Annotated in this window: 21 protein-coding genes and 2 other annotated features; of the genes, 14 read left to right on the top strand and 7 right to left on the bottom strand. The window is 37.0% G+C overall.

What is annotated here, in order from left to right:
- The first annotated feature begins 58 nt into the window (after window positions 1-58).
- Both ABH902_RS12980 and wrbA read left to right on the top strand, forming a co-directional pair.
- Window positions 59-1,522 carry a glycoside hydrolase family 1 protein gene (locus ABH902_RS12980; protein ID WP_404591376.1) on the top strand — a complete coding sequence of 488 codons (1,464 nt, stop codon included), beginning with the start codon at window positions 59-61 and terminating at the stop codon, window positions 1,520-1,522.
- 195 nt (window positions 1,523-1,717) lie between these two features.
- Window positions 1,718-2,323 (top strand): NAD(P)H:quinone oxidoreductase, encoded by a 606-nt coding sequence (gene wrbA, locus ABH902_RS12975; RefSeq protein ID WP_404591374.1) that lies wholly within the window; start codon window positions 1,718-1,720, stop codon window positions 2,321-2,323.
- Window positions 2,324-2,402: 79 nt separating this feature from the next.
- On the opposite strand, the gene ABH902_RS12970 is transcribed toward wrbA, so the two are convergent.
- From ABH902_RS12970 to ABH902_RS12960, 3 genes are read right to left on the bottom strand one after another with little or no spacing between them, the layout of a single operon-like run.
- Window positions 2,403-3,218 carry an amino acid ABC transporter substrate-binding protein gene (locus ABH902_RS12970; RefSeq protein WP_404591372.1) on the bottom strand — a complete coding sequence of 272 codons (816 nt, stop codon included), beginning with the start codon at window positions 3,216-3,218 and terminating at the stop codon, window positions 2,403-2,405.
- A gap of 14 nt (window positions 3,219-3,232) precedes the next feature.
- On the bottom strand, window positions 3,233-3,868 hold the full coding sequence (locus ABH902_RS12965) for an amino acid ABC transporter ATP-binding protein (RefSeq protein ID WP_404591370.1): 636 nt from the start codon (window positions 3,866-3,868) through the stop codon (window positions 3,233-3,235).
- A gap of 35 nt (window positions 3,869-3,903) precedes the next feature.
- The gene (locus ABH902_RS12960; protein WP_404591369.1) at window positions 3,904-4,545 is read right to left on the bottom strand and encodes an amino acid ABC transporter permease; all 642 of its coding nucleotides are present in this window, start codon (window positions 4,543-4,545) and stop codon (window positions 3,904-3,906) included.
- A gap of 62 nt (window positions 4,546-4,607) precedes the next feature.
- Window positions 4,608-4,851 (bottom strand) — a binding site (T-box leader).
- A gap of 38 nt (window positions 4,852-4,889) precedes the next feature.
- Window positions 4,890-5,120: a binding site (T-box leader), on the bottom strand.
- Window positions 5,121-5,370: 250 nt separating this feature from the next.
- Here ABH902_RS12960 and ABH902_RS12955 point away from each other — a divergent pair.
- The 6 genes from ABH902_RS12955 (at window position 5,371) to ABH902_RS12930 (ending at window position 9,483) form a co-directional block, all read left to right on the top strand.
- Window positions 5,371-6,093 carry a gamma-glutamyl-gamma-aminobutyrate hydrolase family protein gene (locus tag ABH902_RS12955; protein WP_404591367.1) on the top strand — a complete coding sequence of 241 codons (723 nt, stop codon included), beginning with the start codon at window positions 5,371-5,373 and terminating at the stop codon, window positions 6,091-6,093.
- A gap of 15 nt (window positions 6,094-6,108) precedes the next feature.
- Window positions 6,109-7,752 (top strand): peptide ABC transporter substrate-binding protein, encoded by a 1,644-nt coding sequence (locus ABH902_RS12950; RefSeq protein ID WP_404591365.1) that lies wholly within the window; start codon window positions 6,109-6,111, stop codon window positions 7,750-7,752.
- A 153-nt stretch (window positions 7,753-7,905) separates the two neighbouring features.
- Complete coding sequence (gene amaP, locus ABH902_RS12945) at window positions 7,906-8,466, top strand: alkaline shock response membrane anchor protein AmaP (RefSeq protein WP_404591363.1); 561 nt, start codon at window positions 7,906-7,908, stop codon at window positions 8,464-8,466.
- 13 nt (window positions 8,467-8,479) lie between these two features.
- Complete coding sequence (locus tag ABH902_RS12940; protein ID WP_404591361.1) at window positions 8,480-8,695, top strand: DUF2273 domain-containing protein; 216 nt, start codon at window positions 8,480-8,482, stop codon at window positions 8,693-8,695.
- Between the two features lie 37 nt (window positions 8,696-8,732).
- Complete coding sequence (locus tag ABH902_RS12935) at window positions 8,733-9,203, top strand: Asp23/Gls24 family envelope stress response protein (RefSeq protein WP_404591360.1); 471 nt, start codon at window positions 8,733-8,735, stop codon at window positions 9,201-9,203.
- Between the two features lie 31 nt (window positions 9,204-9,234).
- Entirely contained in the window at window positions 9,235-9,483 is a 249-nt protein-coding gene (locus tag ABH902_RS12930) for a GlsB/YeaQ/YmgE family stress response membrane protein (protein ID WP_404591358.1), read from the top strand.
- 100 nt (window positions 9,484-9,583) lie between these two features.
- Here the strand turns inward: ABH902_RS12930 and ABH902_RS12925 are convergent, their stop codons facing one another.
- The 4 genes from ABH902_RS12925 to ABH902_RS12910 all read right to left on the bottom strand — a co-directional run bounded on the left by ABH902_RS12925 (window position 9,584) and on the right by ABH902_RS12910 (window position 11,414).
- Window positions 9,584-9,745, bottom strand: coding sequence for a hypothetical protein (locus ABH902_RS12925; RefSeq protein ID WP_404591357.1), 162 nt, complete (start codon window positions 9,743-9,745; stop codon window positions 9,584-9,586).
- A gap of 577 nt (window positions 9,746-10,322) precedes the next feature.
- Window positions 10,323-10,721: a PH domain-containing protein gene (locus tag ABH902_RS12920; RefSeq protein WP_404591355.1), complete on the bottom strand. Its 399-nt coding sequence runs from the start codon at window positions 10,719-10,721 to the stop codon at window positions 10,323-10,325.
- Window positions 10,722-10,779: 58 nt separating this feature from the next.
- Window positions 10,780-10,986, bottom strand: a complete 207-nt coding sequence (locus tag ABH902_RS12915; RefSeq protein ID WP_404591354.1) for a hypothetical protein — start codon at window positions 10,984-10,986, stop codon at window positions 10,780-10,782.
- 191 nt (window positions 10,987-11,177) lie between these two features.
- The gene (locus ABH902_RS12910) at window positions 11,178-11,414 is read right to left on the bottom strand and encodes a hypothetical protein (protein WP_404591352.1); all 237 of its coding nucleotides are present in this window, start codon (window positions 11,412-11,414) and stop codon (window positions 11,178-11,180) included.
- Between the two features lie 246 nt (window positions 11,415-11,660).
- Between ABH902_RS12910 and ABH902_RS12905 the strand changes: the two genes are divergently transcribed.
- The 6 genes from ABH902_RS12905 to ABH902_RS12880 all read left to right on the top strand — a co-directional run bounded on the left by ABH902_RS12905 (window position 11,661) and on the right by ABH902_RS12880 (window position 19,095).
- Window positions 11,661-12,362: a LytR/AlgR family response regulator transcription factor gene (locus tag ABH902_RS12905; protein WP_404591350.1), complete on the top strand. Its 702-nt coding sequence runs from the start codon at window positions 11,661-11,663 to the stop codon at window positions 12,360-12,362.
- 119 nt (window positions 12,363-12,481) lie between these two features.
- Entirely contained in the window at window positions 12,482-12,640 is a 159-nt protein-coding gene (locus ABH902_RS12900) for a hypothetical protein (RefSeq protein ID WP_404591349.1), read from the top strand.
- A 120-nt stretch (window positions 12,641-12,760) separates the two neighbouring features.
- Entirely contained in the window at window positions 12,761-14,959 is a 2,199-nt protein-coding gene (locus ABH902_RS12895) for a peptidase domain-containing ABC transporter (RefSeq protein ID WP_404591347.1), read from the top strand.
- A 163-nt stretch (window positions 14,960-15,122) separates the two neighbouring features.
- Window positions 15,123-17,375, top strand: coding sequence for an ABC transporter substrate-binding protein (locus ABH902_RS12890; RefSeq protein WP_404591346.1), 2,253 nt, complete (start codon window positions 15,123-15,125; stop codon window positions 17,373-17,375).
- Between the two features lie 21 nt (window positions 17,376-17,396).
- The gene (locus ABH902_RS12885) at window positions 17,397-18,257 is read left to right on the top strand and encodes a carbohydrate ABC transporter permease (RefSeq protein ID WP_404591344.1); all 861 of its coding nucleotides are present in this window, start codon (window positions 17,397-17,399) and stop codon (window positions 18,255-18,257) included.
- A 97-nt stretch (window positions 18,258-18,354) separates the two neighbouring features.
- Window positions 18,355-19,095: a carbohydrate ABC transporter permease gene (locus ABH902_RS12880; RefSeq protein ID WP_404591342.1), complete on the top strand. Its 741-nt coding sequence runs from the start codon at window positions 18,355-18,357 to the stop codon at window positions 19,093-19,095.
- Window positions 19,096-19,097: the final 2 nt, after the last annotated feature.

The raw sequence follows: 19,097 nt of genomic DNA, 5'->3' as shown, positions 1-19,097 counted from the left end.
CAATAAAAATATTAAAGCGTAATCATTAATGAAATTATTGGATAAGGAGAAACAACGAATGAGCAAATCAGGATTTCCAGAGAATTTTTTATGGGGCGGTGCAACTGCAGCCAATCAATATGAAGGCGGTTACCTATCTGGCGGGAAAGAATTAAGCACGCTTGATGCTATTACAGGCGGCAGCCATACGAAACCAAGGATGATCACTTATAAAACAAAAGAGGGCAAGATCGAAAGCTGTACAAGGGATTCAGAGCTGCCGGAAGGAGCAGTTGGCTATATCGATCCTGAGCAGTACTACCCTAGTCATGTGGCAACGGACTTTTACCATCACTATAAGGAAGACATTGCTTTATTTGCGGAAATGGGCTTTAAGTGTTTTCGTTTGTCTATTGCTTGGTCAAGAATTTGTCCTAAAGGTACGACAGAAGTTAATGAAGAAGGCTTGGCATTTTACGATAAAGTTTTTGATGAGCTTTTAAAATATGGCATTGAGCCCGTAGTTACGATTAATCATTTTGATATTCCAATGTATTTAGCAGATGAATTAGATGGCTGGTTCAATCGTAAAGTAGTGGATTATTTCCTATTTTTCTGTGAAACATTATTTAAACGTTATAAAGACAAAGTAAAATACTGGATGACCTTTAATGAAATCAACTTTTTACGCAGCTGGACACAGATCGGCATTCACAAAAATGATAAGCAGGCAAAATATCAAGCGGCGCATCATCTATTTGTTGCAAGTGCGAAAGCTGTGCAGTTGGGGCATCAGATTAACCCTGATTTTCAAATCGGGATGATGGTTGCCTATATTCCAAGCTACCCAATGAGCTGCAAGCCTGAGGATGTCATGGAAGCGATCCGCTTTAACCGTGAACAAGAGTTTTATATTGATGTGCAGGTCAAAGGGTATTATCCAGCCCATAAGCTAAAAGAATTTGAAAGAGAAGCGATTATTATTCAAAAAGAAGCGGGAGATGACGAACTGATTCAAGCCGGAACAGTGGATTATATCGGCTTTAGCTATTACATGTCCACCGTTTCTACAGTTAGTCCGGAAGAAGTCAAGTATGTGGGCGGTAATCAAATGCCGGCGGTTAAGAATCCTTACTTGCAAGAATCCGACTGGGGCTGGGCTGTTGATCCGCTCGGTCTGCGTATCTCATTGTGTAAGCTGTATGACCGCTATAATGTGCCATTATTCGTTGTGGAAAATGGTTTTGGTGCAGTGGATAAGGTGGAAGCAGACGGCACGATCCAAGATGATTACCGGATTGATTACTTCAGCAAGCATATTGCGGCTATGAAAGACGCGATCGAATTGGACGGCGTGGACTTGATCGGCTATACACCATGGGGCTGCATCGATTTAGTCAGTGCAGGTACTGGAGAAATGAAAAAACGCTATGGCTTTATTTATGTCGATATGGATGATGAAGGTAACGGCACCTTAAATCGTTCCAGAAAACAATCCTTCTACTGGTACCAAGAATTAATTAAAAATAATGGCAATCAATAAGGAAAAGATCGAATAAATTTTTTTCGTAGTTCAAAAAACGAGTAAAATCAACTGGAGAATGGTTGATTTTACTCGCTTTTTTTACAACAGGAAATTTACTAATAAAAAGTAAGCATATTAATTGCTAAACTTACTTACTTTTTGTTAGTATATAAATGTAGATAAGAAAACAACTATTATTGGAGGAATAAAACTATGACAACAAAACTATTAATTGCTTATTATAGCTCAACAGGAACAGGTGCTCAAATGGCAAAATGGGCCAAAGAAGCGGCGGAAGCCAATGGCGCGGAAGTACGTTTAAGAAAAGTTCATGAACTAGCACCGGATGTAGCGATTGATTCAAATCCATTATGGCGTAAAACAGTTGATGAAACAGCAGATATTCCAGAAGCGACCAGTGATGATTTATTATGGGCGGATGCGTATATCTTCTCTTCTCCTTCTCGTTTTGGTGTAATGGCTAGTCAATTAAAACAATTCTTTGACCTACAAGGTGGTTTATGGGCACAAGGAAAATTAGCGAATAAATTTGTTTCTGCATTTTCTTCTGCACAAAATCCTAATGGTGGACAAGAACAAGTAATCCAAGGAATTTACACAGTAATGCAACACTGGGGTGCTATTATTGTTCCAGCAGGCTACGTAAATGCTACAACCTTTGCTGCCGGAGGTAACCCTTACGGAACAAGCGCTTCTGTCGATGGTGAAGGTAACATGCTCAAAGCTGATGAAGTAAAAGCGGCTGTTCAAGATCAAACAAAACGCTTAGTGGATGTTGCAAGCAAATACTTAAGCTAAGAGTAAAAATAAAAAAGAGTTTGGATTGAATTTTTTCAGTCCAAACTCTTTTTGTACTTTACAGCTACATCATCGTGTCTTACTTGGTTACATCTTCGCCAAACCATTTTTTAGAGATTTCTGCCAGTTTGCCGGAAGCCCGTAAATCATCAAAAGCATCGTTGATTTTTTGCGCTAACTGCTTATCTGTTTTACGAATACCTACAGCAAAGGCTTCACTTTCAAAGTCCCCACTGATGATTGAATAATTGGCAAGATTATCTTCATGTGATAAATAATAATTCGCATATACTCGATCAATTAATAAACCGTCGATACGTCCTGATTTTAAATCCATAAAAGCTTCATTAAAGCCGTCGTATAAAATGGCCGACTGATTTTTCACGCTATTTTTGAGAATTTCAGGCTGTTCTTCAAAGCTGTTGTAGCCGGAGGAACCATTTTGAGCGCCTAAAATCTTACCTTTCATATCCGCAAAATGATTGATATTATTCTTCTTTAAGGAAACGATAACTTGTTCATTTTTCATATATTCGTCACTGAAAAGCACCTTTTCTTCTCGTTCAGCGTTTTTAGAATAGCCGTTCCAAATTAGGTCAATGGTTTGATTCTGCAGCTCGTTTTCTTTCATGGACCAGTCAATTGGTTGGAAATCAACATCAATATCATATAAATCAAAGACGGCACGAGCCAAATCTACATCAAAGCCAATGATTTCGCCGGCCTTATTTTGAAAGCCCATAGGAACGAAGGAATCATCCAGACCAACGATCACTCTTTTTTCAGAAGAAATGCGTGACCATTGATCCACATCTGCTTTTTTACGCCCGCAGCCAGCTGTAAGGAACAACCCCAATAGCGCAGCGAAGATGAGAATACGGTAGTTTTTTTTCATAAAAGCGCTCCTTTCTACTGAACGGGTGTAACAGTCAGTATATTATCAGCAATATTTTCGGCAAAATTCATATCATGAGTAACGATAATTTGTGTCATTCCCTGTGCTTTTAAGGCTAAAATGACTTCTTCTACCTGCTGGCGCAGTTCAGGATCAAGGGCGCTGGTTGGTTCATCGTAGCCCAAGATTTTTGGCTTCATAGCCAATGCCCGTGCTAAAGCCACACGCTGTTTTTGGCCCCCGGACAGCTGGTAAGGATACAAGGTTTCTTTTCCTTTTAAGCCGAATTTTTCCAACAGCTCAAGAGCTTCTGCTTCGCTGGCTTCTTTTGATTGTTTTAACGCCAAAACTGGTGCTAAGGTAATATTGTCTAAAACGGAAAGGTGAGGAAATAGCTGGAAATCCTGGAAAACAATCCCGACAACCTGATCAACATTTTCCATCGCTACTGGATCAAAAACGGTACCGTCTATAATCAGCTGCCCAGAATCAATCGTTTCAAGTCCGGCTAAACAACGTAATAGAGTCGTTTTTCCGCCGCCAGAAGGACCTACAATTGTTAAAATTTCGCCATCATTAATTTCTAAATTCAACTGATCGATAATTCGGCGACCATCAAAGCTTTTTGTTAAGTCTTTAATTACTAACATAAAATACCTCTTTTCTAAAAAATAATAGTACTTATTTATTTATAATACTGATAATGTTTTTCTATTTTCTTGGAAGCCAACGTTAAGACAGCGGTCAGCAGTAAATAAATAACCCCTACTAAAACCAATGGTAGCAAACTTACATCCCGACTCATGGCAATTTTTCCGGCACGCAGTAAATCCCCTAAACCAAGAACATAAATCAATGAAGTATCTTTGACTAAATTAATCACTTCATTGCCAATAGAAGGTAAAACAATTTTCACTACTTGGGGTAAAATGATTCTAGTCACTGTTTGCAGCTTCGTTAAGCGTAATACTTTCGCTGCTTCATACTGACCTTGCGGGATTGACTGAATCCCGCCGCGGAAGATTTCTGCAAAATAAGCAGCATAATTTAAAATAAAAGCAAAGAGTGCCGCATCATACCGCTCAAAAACGATCCCAATCAACGGCAAGCCATAAAACACAAAGATCAGCTGCAGCAATAAAGGCGTGCCCCGCATCAGCCAAATATAAATGTTGATTAAATAATTCAGCGGTTTAAAATGCGTTTGTAAGGCAAAGGCCACTAAAATACCCAGTGGAATGGAACCTAATAATGTGAAAACAAAAACCTTTAAAGTCATCAATGCGCCGTCTAATAAAGCCGGCATAATTTCCAAAATGTACGTCATATCTTTTCCTCCAATTTTTTTCATTAAGAATAAAATAAAAAAGTCCTCTTGACTAAATTAGCCAAGAGGACGAAATAATCGCGGTGCCACCTCAATTTATCAGTACCTCACAGTACTGACCTCAGAGAATTACTAAAAAAAGTAATTCTTTTTCGATAACGGGAAATTCCGCAGCTTCTTACTTTTTTCGGAAACTGGCTAAAACAGCTGTGTTCATCTTAGGTTTTCTGCTTTTTCTCTCAGCCGTTGAAAAAGTCTCTGTCAGAAAATGGACTAGGATTACTTGGTCTATTTATTTGCTTTAACTATATAAATGTAAATAAAAAAGTCCTTTGGCCTGTAGGCCAAAGGACGTAAAATTCGTGGTTCCACCTTTATTCATTATCTTCTCGCAAAGATAACCTTAGGAAGTCAAAGACTTCGCATGCTGTAACGGGCATCCCCGAACTTTCCTACTTGCTCCTTCAAAAAGTCAACTCACAGATGTGTTTCACTTTACCTCTCTGTCTTTTTTCACCAGCCAAAGACTCTCTTCAATGAAAAAATAAAGCTACTATTCTGATCTCAGTTTTTTTATAAGCTTAACTTTACCATCAACTTTGTACTCTGTCAACCGGTTATTTTTTAGAAAATTTAGAAAATAATTTTCAGGCATATTAGTTACGGATTGAAACAAGTTGCGGTAAAATAAAACTAACTATTTCCTATCAAAAAGTAAGTGTTTTGCTATAGTTAAAAACTATCACGACACTTTTGTTTCATCTATTCATTCACAGTTAAATCTGCTAAACTGAGGACAATCATTAGCGAAGAGGAGCGATAGCTATGGAACGTCCAATTATTGGCATTGCTGCGAATGAAGTTGAAGATGCGGGTGCGAAGCTTTATCACTTGCCGATCAGTTATACACCGGCTGGCTACGTAAAAGCTGTACAAGAAGTGGGTGGACTGCCGTTTTTATTGCCAATTGGCACACCAGCTGATGCTAAAGCCTATATGCAGCGTATTGATAAGCTGATTCTAGCAGGTGGTCAAAACGTTGCACCTGATTTGTACGGAGAAAAACCGCTGGTAGCAGAAGCTGCTTTGGCTAGTGAAAGAGATCAGTTTGAACTGGCTTTGATCTATGAAGCGTTAGTACAGAAGAAACCAATATTTGCCGTTTGCCGCGGGATGCAGCTGGCTAATGTTGCGCTAGGCGGTAGCTTGTATCAGGATGTCAGCCAACTAAGCGATCTGCAGATTGCTCATATGCAGGTGCCGATTGCCAGAGAAATTCCCACGCATCATATTCGTACGGAAAAAGCGAGTGTACTGCGCAATATTTATGGAGAGCAAGCCAAAGTGAATTCTTTCCATTATCAGGCAGTAAAAAAGCTGGCGCCTGATTTAAAAGCAACAGCCTTTAGTGAAGATGGTATTATCGAAGGTGTTGAAAATAGAAGCAGTAAATTTACTTTTTTAGGTGTGCAGTGGCATCCGGATTTTGCCTATGAGCATTTAGAACAGGAGCTGGCGATTTTTCGTTATGTAGTAAAAGACTTATAGAGGAGGGTTTATTAAATGAAAAAAAAGTTTGGTATCATTGTTTTGGTTGCAGGGGTGCTTTTAGCGGCATGCAGTACAAAGGGAGGAACAGATTCATCCGGCGGAAAAGAAGCAGGCAGTAATGCGCAAGCACAAGTAATTAAAGTCGCTTCCGGCGGAGAATTATCTACCTTGGATAGCGCCCACTATACGGATGTTTATAGTTCAGATATGATTGGTCAGGTCGTAGAAGGACTATATCGTATGGATAAAAATCAGGATCCGGAGCTAGGCGTGGCTGCTAGTGAACCTACAGTCAGCGACGATGGCTTAGTCTATACATTTAAATTGAAGAATACAAAATGGAGTAATGGCGATCCCGTCGTTGCTGGTGATTTTGTCTATGCTTTTAAAAATGTTGTTGATCCTGCCTATGGCTCAAGCAGCAGCAACCAAATGGATGTTTTCAAAAATGGTCGTAAAATTCGTGAAGGACAAGCGAAGCTGGATGATTTCGGAGTAAAAGCAATTGATGATAAAACATTGGAGCTAACGCTGGAATACCCGATTCCTTATTTATCACAGGTATTAGTCGGGACACCGTTTATGCCTAAAAATGAAAAATTTGCGGAAGAAAAAGGTAAAGCTTATGGCACATCAACAGATAACTTTGTCGGCAATGGTCCGTTTTTGATTTCTGGCTGGGACGGCAATAAAGAGGAATGGCAATTAAAGAAAAATGAAGATTACTGGGATCAAAAAAATGTTAAACTTGATACAATCAATGTTCAAGTCATTAAAGAAATCGGTACAGGAACCAATCTTTTTGATGCCGGCGATATTGACTATACAGTGCTGGCGGACACATATGCGCTACAATATAAGGATTCACCGCAAGCCTATTTTGTTCCGAAAGCGATGGTCGGCTATTTAAGCCCTAATCATAAACGTGAGGTAACAGGCAATGTCAATGTACGTAAAGCCATTTTACAGGCGATTGATAAAAAGACCTTTGCCGAGGATATTCTAGGCGATGGTTCTACTGCTTTGAACGGTTTTGTTCCTAAGGATTTCGCTAAAGATCCGGAAACGGGAGCAGATTTTCGTAAAGAAAGCGGCGATTATTTGCCGTATAATTTAAAGGCTGCCCAAAAGAGCTGGGAAACGGCGAAAAAAGAGTTGGGCAAGGATCAAATCGAATTAGAATTACTTTCAGCAGATTCTGCGTTGGCTAAGAAAACCATTGAGTATGTCCAAGGTCAGCTACAACAAAATCTGCCGGGCTTAAAAATTAATTTGAAATCAGTTCCGCTGCAAAATCGTTTGGATTTACAAACAGCTGGTGAATTTGATTTAGTATTTGGCACGTGGACACCAGATTATGCGGATCCCATTAACTTCTTGGAATTTTACGATTCTAAAAGCGGCTTAAATACAGCGGGCTATGATAATCCTGACTACGACAAGGGGCTGAATGATGCACGAATCACGTTAGCCAATGAACCTAAAAAACGTTGGGACAAATTAATTGAACTGGAAGCAACCTTAGTGGATAAAGACGCGGCAGTCTTGCCTCTTTACCAAGGAGCTATCGGTTATTTAAAGGCTGATAAAGTGAAGGATCTGCAAGTCTTTCCATTTGGCCGAACTGTTTCTTATCGGTTAGCATACGTCAAATAAAGAAAAAAGTAGCAGTTGTTTAGAATAATTCTAAGCAGCTGCTATTTTTTTAATGCGTATCTTTTGTAATTGTTTAAAAATGCGTTTAACATAAATATAGAAACAAGGAAAAAACTTTTGCAAAAGTCAAAACAGCGTTGGAGGGACATAGGTATGCGAATCGTCAAACTTTTTATTGCGTTAGTCTTAATCGTAGGTATTTTTGGTATCGTAGGCCTTTATTCTCAAATTGTAGATTTAGGCGTTGTTACTACCTTCTTTCGGAATTTATTTTTTCAGTCTGATTATTTATTTTACCTTTACCAAATCATCTTATTTGCTTTACTCGCTTTGTTGTTGCTAACATTTTTAATTATTGTCTTCAAGCCGATTGGTAAAAAGGCCATTCATATTAAAAAGGATACAGGACAAGTGAACGTACCGTTGCATTCTTTGGAATCTATTGCCAAATCTTCGTTGCATACAATAACAAATACGGATAACGTTCAGGTGAATATTACGTTGAACAAACAGCAATTGGCAAACGTTGAGGTGACTGTGACAGATCATAAACATCATCTGTTTACGACAGGAAAGCAAATTGAAGAACAAGTCGCACAAGCCTTGAAAAAAATGGCGATGGTGGAAACCGAGAAGATCAAAGTGATCTTTAAAAAGCCGAAGGTTGAAGCGGATGTGCTGACGGGAAACAAAAAAGCAACTCGTGTGATTTAAAGGAGGACTATCATTGGAAAAATTAAAAATGCTTGCTCCTTATAAGAATCAGATTGTTTATACAACTTTATTTGTTTTAATCGCTGTTCTATGGATGACTATTGGTTTTTGGAAAACAATCGTTTTGATTGTCTTTACCGGAATCGGTTATTCAATAGGAATGACGCGAGATGAAAATCGTTCTATCTCTTCAATTATTGCTTCTATACAAGCGATGATTGAAAGATGAAATAAAAGAAATTTATTATAGAAAGGTCGAGGAGAATATGGATAACAAAACAAATGTAAACACACCAGAAGGAACAAACGTTGCAGGGATCAAAACAAAATTAACTTTTGATGATCAAGTTGTGAAAAAAATCGCCGGCATCGCTGTTTCAGAAATTCCCGGCATTTTAGGCTTAAGCGGAAATGCTATTACAAACTTGACCGACAAATTTACTAGTGGAAATAATCCTACTAAAGGAATCAGTGCAGAAGTCGGTACGAAACAAGTAGCGATTGACTTGGATGTCATTGGTGAATATGGTAAAAATATTGCGCAAGTCTTTGATGCTGCAACTAAAAAAGTAGCAGACGAAGTGAAAAATATGACAGGTTTATCTGTGATCGAATTCAATATGAACGTAGATGACGTAATGTCAAAAGAACAATATGAAGAAAAATTCGAAAATAAGAAAAAAGATGATTCTTCAGAAGAACAACACAAAGATAACCCTACTCGTGTATTAGAGTAGACAAACGTTAGACAAGAGGAGGACGAGTATTATGTTGAGTTTTATTTGGTCATTAATTGTAGGTGGCGTATTGGGAGCAATCGCAGGAGCAATCTTGGGTAAAGACGTTCCAGGCGGCATCATTGGAAACATCATTGTCGGTTTTATCGGCAGCTGGGTTGGTACAAAACTATTAGGAAGTTTCGGTCCTGTAATTGGTGGTTTTCCAATCATATCTGCGCTAATCGGTGCGATTATCTGTATCGCCATTTACTCATTTATCGTGAAACGAATGGCTTAAGCAATAGCTATTGTTTAATAAAATAGTTGATTTAAGGATTACGATGATTTGTCGGAATCTTTATTAAAGAAGGTTGGGGAATAAACCCCAAAGAATTAAATCACTTCGTATGATTCCTAGAGGAACTTTCCTCTAGGTTTTTTTTTGTTTGAAAAAGAACGGTGCCAAAACATAAAGAGATTCTCAGCTTAAAATTGTAGAAGATATGAAAACTATAGACGTTTCTCTTTAATCTTTTAATATGGCTGTTTAGATATTCCAATGAGCCATTAGAAATAAGGTAATGACAATACGTTTTTTACTTCATTTCGGTACTTTTTAAATGTGGCGGTTTGATAATAAGGTAAATCTTGTACAAGTGATTTTCTAATTGTAGCAGCTGCAGTAGCGTTAGGAATATTTTTGATTTCGATGGATCATTTAATATTTCCGTTTAGATCACTGGCAAGTAGATAGCCAGATAAATCCTTTTGTATTTTTGGTACCCAGGTCACTTGAGTATTTTTAGCTAACCCACTGATAATAATTTTTCCGCTGGATTTATTAGCATTTAATTGATTATTTGGGATCTTATAAGTACCTGTTCTCAAAATATAATAAATTTGGTCAATGTAAATTTGCGGGATGCTTTCAATAACAATTCGATCGTTACTTTCACCTCTGATACGTGTACTTAAAAGGAGACTAGCGTATTTTTTTGCATTTCAGTAATCCATTTTATTTTAGTTGATTCAAGTAAGTCAACTACTTTGATAACACTGTTGCTACCAGAGAAATTTGATGATGAGGCATAAGGAGGTCTTAAAACACCCCAAAAACCATCCTTTTCGGGAATTTTATTACACAAAAAAATTCTTTCCTTTTAAATACTGAAGACTGGTCATTTGCCATTTAGAAGTTAAGACTACTTGTGGTGTCTTGATTATTACTTTAGCACCATTATATTTAAAGATAATTTTTGTTTGCATTAGCCCTTTTTTTGTTCTAAAATCAGTGATATCTTTATGATCCAGATAAGAAATATTTTCTGTGAAGTTTCCTGCCAAACTTAGTCCTGCAAAAATAATTTGCTTTTCTGTAAAAAACACAAGTAAGTTTTTCATATCTGCTACAGCTCCCTCCTGAAAAACCATGTACTTCCAGAACTTTGGCTCAACATAGCCAAAAATAAAATTTTTTCCCTCGATATTTTTTATATTCGTTTCTTTTATAAATTCCATAATATTGACTAACTTCATTGCTTAGTTCATTCTTTTTCCTCCTACTTAATGCACTTTTTCTTTTTTGAGTATTCTTCTATCTATAAAACCCTAATTCATGTTCTTTTTGTATCCGTTTGAAATATTTTTCTGTCAGCTGCTGAAGGACTTCATCATCATCTTTCATGGCAAAATGAAGAGCAAAACTATTTAGAGCATCATTAAACTGTAGAGCTTCGTAAAGCGTTTGTTCTCTACCTAGACAGTTGTCAATAAATTCATCTATTTCTTTATCAATAAGCACTTGTATTGTTTCTTCCTCCTTCAGTTGTGATTCAATTTGTGTACGGGATATGGAGGATTTGCCTATCGTTCCAAAGCTATAAATGGACTCATTTCTTTTGGAGTTTCGCCATTTGGGACTAGTCTTTGTTTTTGATTGAAGATGGAGCAGACAAAAAATGACTCAGACTAACCATAGACTTTTTGAACCTATCAATTCGCTTCTACAATTGCTCCGTCATTTCCGCCTGTTATTGATCCGGTAGTGCCGTCACCCTCGAATTTGAATACTTTGTCACTGTTTTCATCTGAAGTTTGCTCGGTAGAAAGCTGTGACGAAGAAGGAATATCTTTTTGTAAATCCTCTTTTTCACTCTTATTTGAGGTACAAGCTGCTAAAAAGAACACAATACTAATAATTAGAAATGGAACATAGATTTTATTTTTCATAATAAAAACCTCCAGGAATGATTTTATAATTCTTTGTTGCATGAGCAACTATAGCAGTCTCATGTGAATCTAATATGTAAGTGCAAATATATTGGTTTTAGCGATAAATGGAAGATAATGTGGTGTTAACTATCGTATTTATCTATCAATAATGGGTGAACAAAGTCTTTGTTTTTGCCTCTTTAAATACTAGTTACATATTAGGTTCATATTCATGTTATAACATTACAATAAGGAGGTAATAAAATGGATATTGTTATATATAGCAGAGAGGAAAATGAGTTTGAACTAATTAAAGAAGTAGCTGATTATTGCAAAGTTCCGCAAAAAAACTGCAGTTTTTTTAATGAATATCATCGCATCAGTAATTATATCGATTGCTTTTCAAATGAACAAAATATTTATTTTTTATCGATTGAGATGACAGAGCACTCGGGTTTTGATGTGGCGAAAAAAATCAGATGCAAGGATCGCTCAGCTTTGATTGTTTTTATCGCAGACACGATGCATTATGTTATGAAAGTATTTGAATTTGTTACTTTTGATTACTTAGTTAGACCGCTTGATAAGGAGTCTATGAAACGATTATTTTTGAGAATGAACGAATACATAATAAGCCGAAAGCAATATTTTACTTTTTTTTCTGAACGAATACATCACAGTGTACACCTTTCAGAAATTATTTATTTCGAGAAAAGTGGACGCTCGGCTTATATCCACACAGAAAAAGAGAGTTATCGTTTTAACAAAACAATGCATGAGATTCTGCGACAGTTATCCAAGGAGTTTGTTCACATTCATTGCTCCTATATAGTGAATCTTTCTTATGTGAAGGAGATAAAACAGAACGAAGTGATTGTAAAGTCTAAAAGTACAGGAGATAACAGTATTGAACAGAAACTTCCGATTGGAAGAAGCTTTAAATCGAATATAAAAAAATTTGCTTAACAGAATAAAAAAAATGTAAACATTTACATTAAGGATGTATTTTTTTACAATAAGGAAAATAAAAAAATTAAATTTGGTATATTATTTTTGTAATAAATAAAAGAAAGGAAGTGAAAAAAATGAAAAAAGTGGATGTGGAAGCACAACGCCAAATCAATGGGGGCTGGTGTCTAAGAGCTAACTTCAAATGTGCAGGGTTTAATCATTATATCAACGGTTGGTATCAACACTATGACAAATATCGCTATAAGAGCGGTTCTTGGTATTACTATTATTAAAGAGAAACATAGCCAGGATGCAAATCCTGGCTATTTCTCTATATACGCAGATAACTGCTGCTGATACAGCGGATCAGTTATTTTATAAAAGTAAGGAGTTCAGATAAGAAAGGAGAATGTATGGGGTATACATATGTCAAGCAGCATGATTCGAAAGACTGTGGTGTAGCGTGTTTAGCTACAGTGTGCGCGCATTATGGCTTGAAACTTCCTTTGATCAAATACAAAGAGATGACTAAATCTGATAACATGGGAACAAATATGTTGGGCTTGGTAGAAGCCGGAAAACAGTTGGGTTTCAAAACAGATGCACTTAATGGCAGTTTTGAAGACCTTACGCGGGAAATCGTACAAGATAAAATTCCGTTGCCTTGCGTGGCGCATGTCATCATCAATAATACTTTTGAGCATTTTGTGGTTATCCATAAAATAAAGGGTGAGCATATTATATTGGCTGATCCGGCTTCAGGTATAGTAAAAAAAACAATTGATGAATTTTTAATGGAGTGGACAGGAAACATTATCTCCTACAAAAAAACAGAAAAGTTTGTTTCTGGAAAACGCAAGATCAATTTATTTTCTTTTTTTATAAAAAATATTCCTGCAAAAAGAAAAATGGTTACATTGATATTAGGTTTTTCAGTAGCATCCTCTCTTATAGGAATTGTGACATCTATGCTTTATAGCATGGTGATTGATGGAGTCATATTAGGAAACTATAGTACAATACCTGTTGACTGGGCCTCAAGGCTTCGAGCGATACAAGCAACGGATATTCTTCTTATCATTGCTTCTGCTGGAATTGTTTTAGAGATTATGAAGGTTTCCTTTGATATTTTGAGGGGGAGATTGGTTGCTAGATTATCGGTTATATTTGATGATGCAATTATTGGAAAATATTATGAACATCTGCTGAATTTGCCAATTGGTTTTTTCAGCACTAAAAAGACTGGGGAATTGATTTCCAGATTTAATGATGCAATAAAGATACGTACAGCATTGATTTCATTGCTGCTTTCCGTGACATTGGATGTAGTTATGGTTTTAGGCGGAGGTTTTCTGTTGTTTCGATTATCCAGCAATTTGTTTTTGCTGAGTCTAGTATTGATTGGTGCATTCTTAGTAATCATTTATCTTTTTAAGAGTAGGATAGAACAGCTTGAAAAGAAAATCATGCATGCAAATGGTTTGGTCACCTCTTTCTTGAAGGAGACGATTTCAGGGATAGAAACAGTTAAGACCTTCCAATTAGAACATTCGATTTTTGGTTCCTTCAGGAAAATCTGGGATAAGAGCCAAGAGTTTGATTATAAAGGAAGCGTCACTGATAACACTAGATTTTCTCTAGTTAGCTTTATTTCGTCGACAGGTACATTATGTTTGTATTTATTTGGCGCAAAGGAAATCTTGTCGGGCCAGCTGTCCATAGGAGTCTTGATCTCATACAGTACACTGATGACCTATTTTCTGTCACCGTTTACCAATATAGTGAATCTGCAAACTGAGGTGCAAGCAGCTTCTGTTGCACTTGATCGTTTAGGAGATATTCTTTTTTCAGAGGTGGAGCAACAAGGAGAAGGTAAACAACTGTCTAGCTTGGCTGAAGAAATTCGCTTTGATCGGGTATCATTTCGATATGGAAACAGACAGCCTGTTTTAAAAAATGTTTCATTTACAATTTCTAAAAATCAGTTGGTTAGCATTGTTGGAGAGAGCGGTTCAGGTAAAACAACGATTGCTAAACTATTGCTTCAATTCTTTAAAAAGGAAAATGGTCGGATTTTCATTGGAGATTCGGAAATTGAAGAGATTGATTTATCGTGCTTAAGAGAAAAAATCGCACTGGTTTCACAGAGTTCATTCTTTTTCAATGAATCGATCATAAATAATCTGAGAAAAGGGAACAGCGAGCTGACAGATGAAGAAATCGTGATGGTTTGTCAAAAATGCGGCATCCACCCATTTATTATGTTGCCTATGCAATATGATTCTATTCTTGAAGAAGGCGGGAATAACTTGTCGGGCGGTCAGCGCCAACTTTTAAGCATTGTTCGAGCGTTACTGAAAAGGCCTAATGTGCTGATTTTGGATGAAGCAACAAGTAATTTAGACAGCTATAGCGAAGAATTGATTGGGAAAGTGCTTGAAGAATTGGAGATCACGTGCATAATTATTGCTCACCGCTTAAAAACGGTTGTGAATTCGGATCAAATCATCGTTCTGAAAAATGGAGAAATCGATCATATAGGAACCCACCAGCAACTACTACAAAAATCATCACTTTATACAGAAATGATAGAGAAACAAAGAATCATTTAAAAGGATCTCCAGAAGCTTTGGTTGATTGTAATAAATCAATCATGGCTTTTTTCTGTACACAGCCCTACATATTAGCTTCATATATGCATGATAAATTATAGACAAACATTGATTTAATAAATGAAAATGGAAAAGCTTAGATGTAAGAGAGAGAGGATATTTTATGAGACAACCAAAGAAAATTTATGGATTATTGATGTTCAGCTTGGTATTTTTTACTGTTTTTACAGGCTGTACAAAAGAAACGACAAACAAACTGGCGAATACCTCAGAGGAGCTTGTTGTTTCGGAAAAAATCGATTTAGACAGATCCTATGAAGAGGTTCATGATATACAAAAAATGGCTGATGACACGATTCGAATAGGCGTCTCTGATAAAAATGGACAGAATAGTTCTATTTTTGAATCTAGCAATCAGGGAGAGAGCTGGACGATAGTTGAAGAGCTGAGTGACAGCATTCAAGTAGGAAACAATGATTTTTTACAATTTAAGATAGGTGGAAATGGAGAAATTTTCATCAAAGTAGTGAAGGAAGCTTCTGACTACACAGATGCTCTTAATAAAGACAGTCAGTATTTTATTATGGATGCAGATAAAAAAGTAACAGAAATAAATGTAGCGTTAAAAGAGATAGAAGATCATAGTGGGCATGATCATGGAACAGAAGAATCAGAAGTCAATTCTTTGAACATGGTTGAATTTACAGCGGCGGGTGAGCTTCTTGCAACGGATTTTGGAAATGTAGGTTACTTGATCGATGGCAAAACTGGAGAAATCAAGCAAACATATGAGTTGTTGGATGGGTTTGGTTATGCAGACAGCGTATTTTCTGATAAAGAGAATGTTTACTTTTCATCTGCGACAGGCTTTTTGATTTACCAAAAAGAATCTGGAAAATTGGTCACGGGCACGGAGCTGGAAAAAGCTGTTTCAGAAAAGCTGGAGAAATCAGTTAGCAAGAATATTAATGTAGGAACATCTATTTACCAAGGCAAAGATGAAAATATTATCTACTTTACAAATGCTTTGGGGATATACAGTTATAATAACGACACTCAGAAAATAGACCAGAAAGCAGATTTGAGTGAAAGTGATTTAGGGTTAGCAGAAAATTATGCACGACTGCTAACAGTTCTTGATAATGAACAGTACCTATTGGCATTAACAGATTTTGATAGTAGGACACAAAGTATCTATATCAGTAAGAAGCATACTGGAAAAGAGGCTTCAGCGCAAAAAGAGAAGATGGAAACACTGGCGATATGGACTTTGAAAGAGTCAGTGGAATTACCGAAAGTAATTGATAGGTTTAAAGCTGAAAATCCGAATGTAAATGTTGAGGTTCAAATTGGTGTAGACAGTGAAAGTGCTCAGACCGTATCCGATGCTATCAGCTCATTGAACACAAAGATGTTGGCAAATGAGGGGCCGGATGTGATTCTGGCAGATGGCTTACCATTGGATACGTATATTGAAAAAGGTATGCTAAGTAATTTACAGGAGATGTATGATGAGTTTGCAAAGGAGGATCAGCTTTTTGATAATATAGCTTCCTCCTATAAAACAAAGGATGGCGTTTTTGCTATTCCTCAAGGATTTTCATATTTAGCTGTGACTGGAAAAAAAGAAATCATTGATCAGATTCAGACGACAGAGACCTTATTGTCATATCTTGAGCAAGAAGATGGCAAGGTTGGCGTGGATGATGCAATCATGCTGACTTCCCAGCTTTACTACAGCAGTATAAATGATTGGTTCGATGGAGAAACGGTTGATAAGGAGAAATTAAAACAATTCTTTGAACAGTATAGGAAGCTCTACGAGAAAATCAAGCCTTACGATGAAAAACAAATCGACTTCAATCAAATCGAGCATTCGTTTTATTCAGGAAACTTTTATTTGCTTGTAGAAAAAGTACCTGATATGGAAGACACAGATATTGCGTTGGATTATGTCGGGTTGCCGCATTTGCTTTATGGGATTCAAACCTTGTCTCAGCGGGATTATGAAACGACGCTTTTTAATGGGCAGTCTGCGAAGCAATTTATGCCGTTAGGGATTTTAAGTGTTAGCAAGAGCTCTGAAAATCAAGAAATTGCGAAAGCATTCATAAAATTCACGTTATCAAAGGATGGCAAAAATATAACAGGATTGCCTGTAAGTAGACAATTGTTTGAAGCTACCTTCCAAGAAGGTGCAGATGGAGCGGGTGTTGAAGGGACTGAGCAGCTTTCTGAGGCAGAGTATCAGGAAGTCGTTACGTTCTTAAACAATTTAGATACACCGATAAACCATAATGGTGTAATTAGTGAAACGGTCGTGAAACAGTTGGAAGCGTATGTGTTGAATAATGAGTCGGTAGAAACTGCTGTAAATAATACCGCTAAGAAGATTGAGTTATATATGTCCGAGTAATGCAAAGATGGAGGGAAATGCATGAGAGAGAAACGAATAGAGTTATGGCGAAAGAATAGAGGAATCGTATTTATTTTACCGAGCTTAATTGGAGTTTCCCTCTTTTTCCTACTTCCGTATCTGAGCGTACTGAAGCAATCCTTTACTTCAACCATTTCTTCTGAATGGCTTGGTTTGGCAAATTATCAAACTGTGTTGGAAAACAAGGCGTTTCGATTGGCTGTAACCAATACTGTCAAGTTCATGGGTGCCTGTTTACCGATTCTTTTAAGCCTGTCTTTAAGCTTTGCGCTACTTCTACAAAAAAATCAACGATTCTCTAATTGGATCAAAACTGGCTTTCTATTCCCAATGGTTATACCGGTAGCCTCGATTGCTTTTTTTTGGCGGTTGATGTTTGAAAAACAAGGACTGCTCAACTTATTGCTAAGTAAAGTCAATGATTCACCGGTTGATTGGATGAATTCGAAATCGGCTTTTTGGGTGCTGGTATTTACATATGTATGGAAAAATCTAGGCTATAACTTGATTTTGTGGCTATCAGGTCTGGCTGGGATTCCTGAAATGATTTATGAAGCAGCAAAAGTAGATGGTGCAGGAAAATGGACAATTTTTTTTAGAATAACAGTTCCTAATTTATTACCTACTTTTTTTGTTATCACTGTTTTGTCAACACTGAATACGTTTAAAATATTTAGGGAAGCTTACTTAGTTGCAGGAGAATATCCTCATCAAAGTATGTATATGGTTCAGCATGTGTTCAACAACTGGTTTCGGGAAATGGATGTCGGAAAAATGGCAGCAGGAAGCATACTAAACACAGTAGGTATTATGCTATTAATTGTCCTTTTGCAGAAAAAACTGGGGGAAATAGATGACTAGGAATAGAATGAGCAGCATATTTTTGATACTTGTAGCTTGTCTTGTTTGCTACCCACTTATCTTTCTGTTCATCGGCTCTCTGATGGGGAGTGATGAGTTGAAAAATAATCTAAGTGCGGTTCTGGAAAGCGGCACAACAGAATTCATTACATGGTCAGCGCTGCCGCTGTATCCTACACTCCAATCCTATGTCAAGCTGCTGTTGGATACACCTGAATTTTTTGTGATGTTCTGGAACTCGGTAAGAATCAGCGTTGGTGTTTTACTAGGACAGTTTCTTATTGCAACACCGTGCGCTTGGGGATTCGCTCAAGGAAAGTTCAAAAAGAAAAAGCAATTATTTTTTTTATACATCATTTTGATGCTGCTGCCATTTCAGGTTTTGATGCTGCCGGAGTATTTGATGCTGAAAAATCTCAACTTACTCGATACATTGGGTGCGGTTATTCTACCCAATATTTTTAATACATTTCCGGTATTCATCATGTATTACTTTTTTAAAGCAATTCCTAAAGCAATGCTGGAAGCAGCTAGAGTAGACGGAGCCAGTGAGTTGCGAATATTTTTTCAAATAGGTATTCCCTTAGGTAAATCAGGGATTGTTTCAGCATTATTGCTCAGTTTTTTTGAGAATTGGAATTTGATTGAACAGCCGATGCTGTTTTTAGAAAATAAGCAGAAGTGGCCATTATCCCTTCAATTGCCGAATATCAGTTTAGATAGAGCAGATATAGCTATTGTTTCTTCTATTATTACGATGATTCTCCCTATCTTACTTTTCCTTTTATTTCAAAAGGAATTAGAAGAAGGTATTGCAACTTCTGCATCAAAGGAGTGAGA

Source organism: Enterococcus sp. UD-01, assembly GCF_044909655.1.
Taxonomy (GTDB): Bacteria; Bacillota; Bacilli; order Lactobacillales; family Enterococcaceae; genus Enterococcus_L.
Note: the sequence above shows the minus strand (reverse complement) of the source record. Positions and strands in the feature narration are given on the sequence as shown.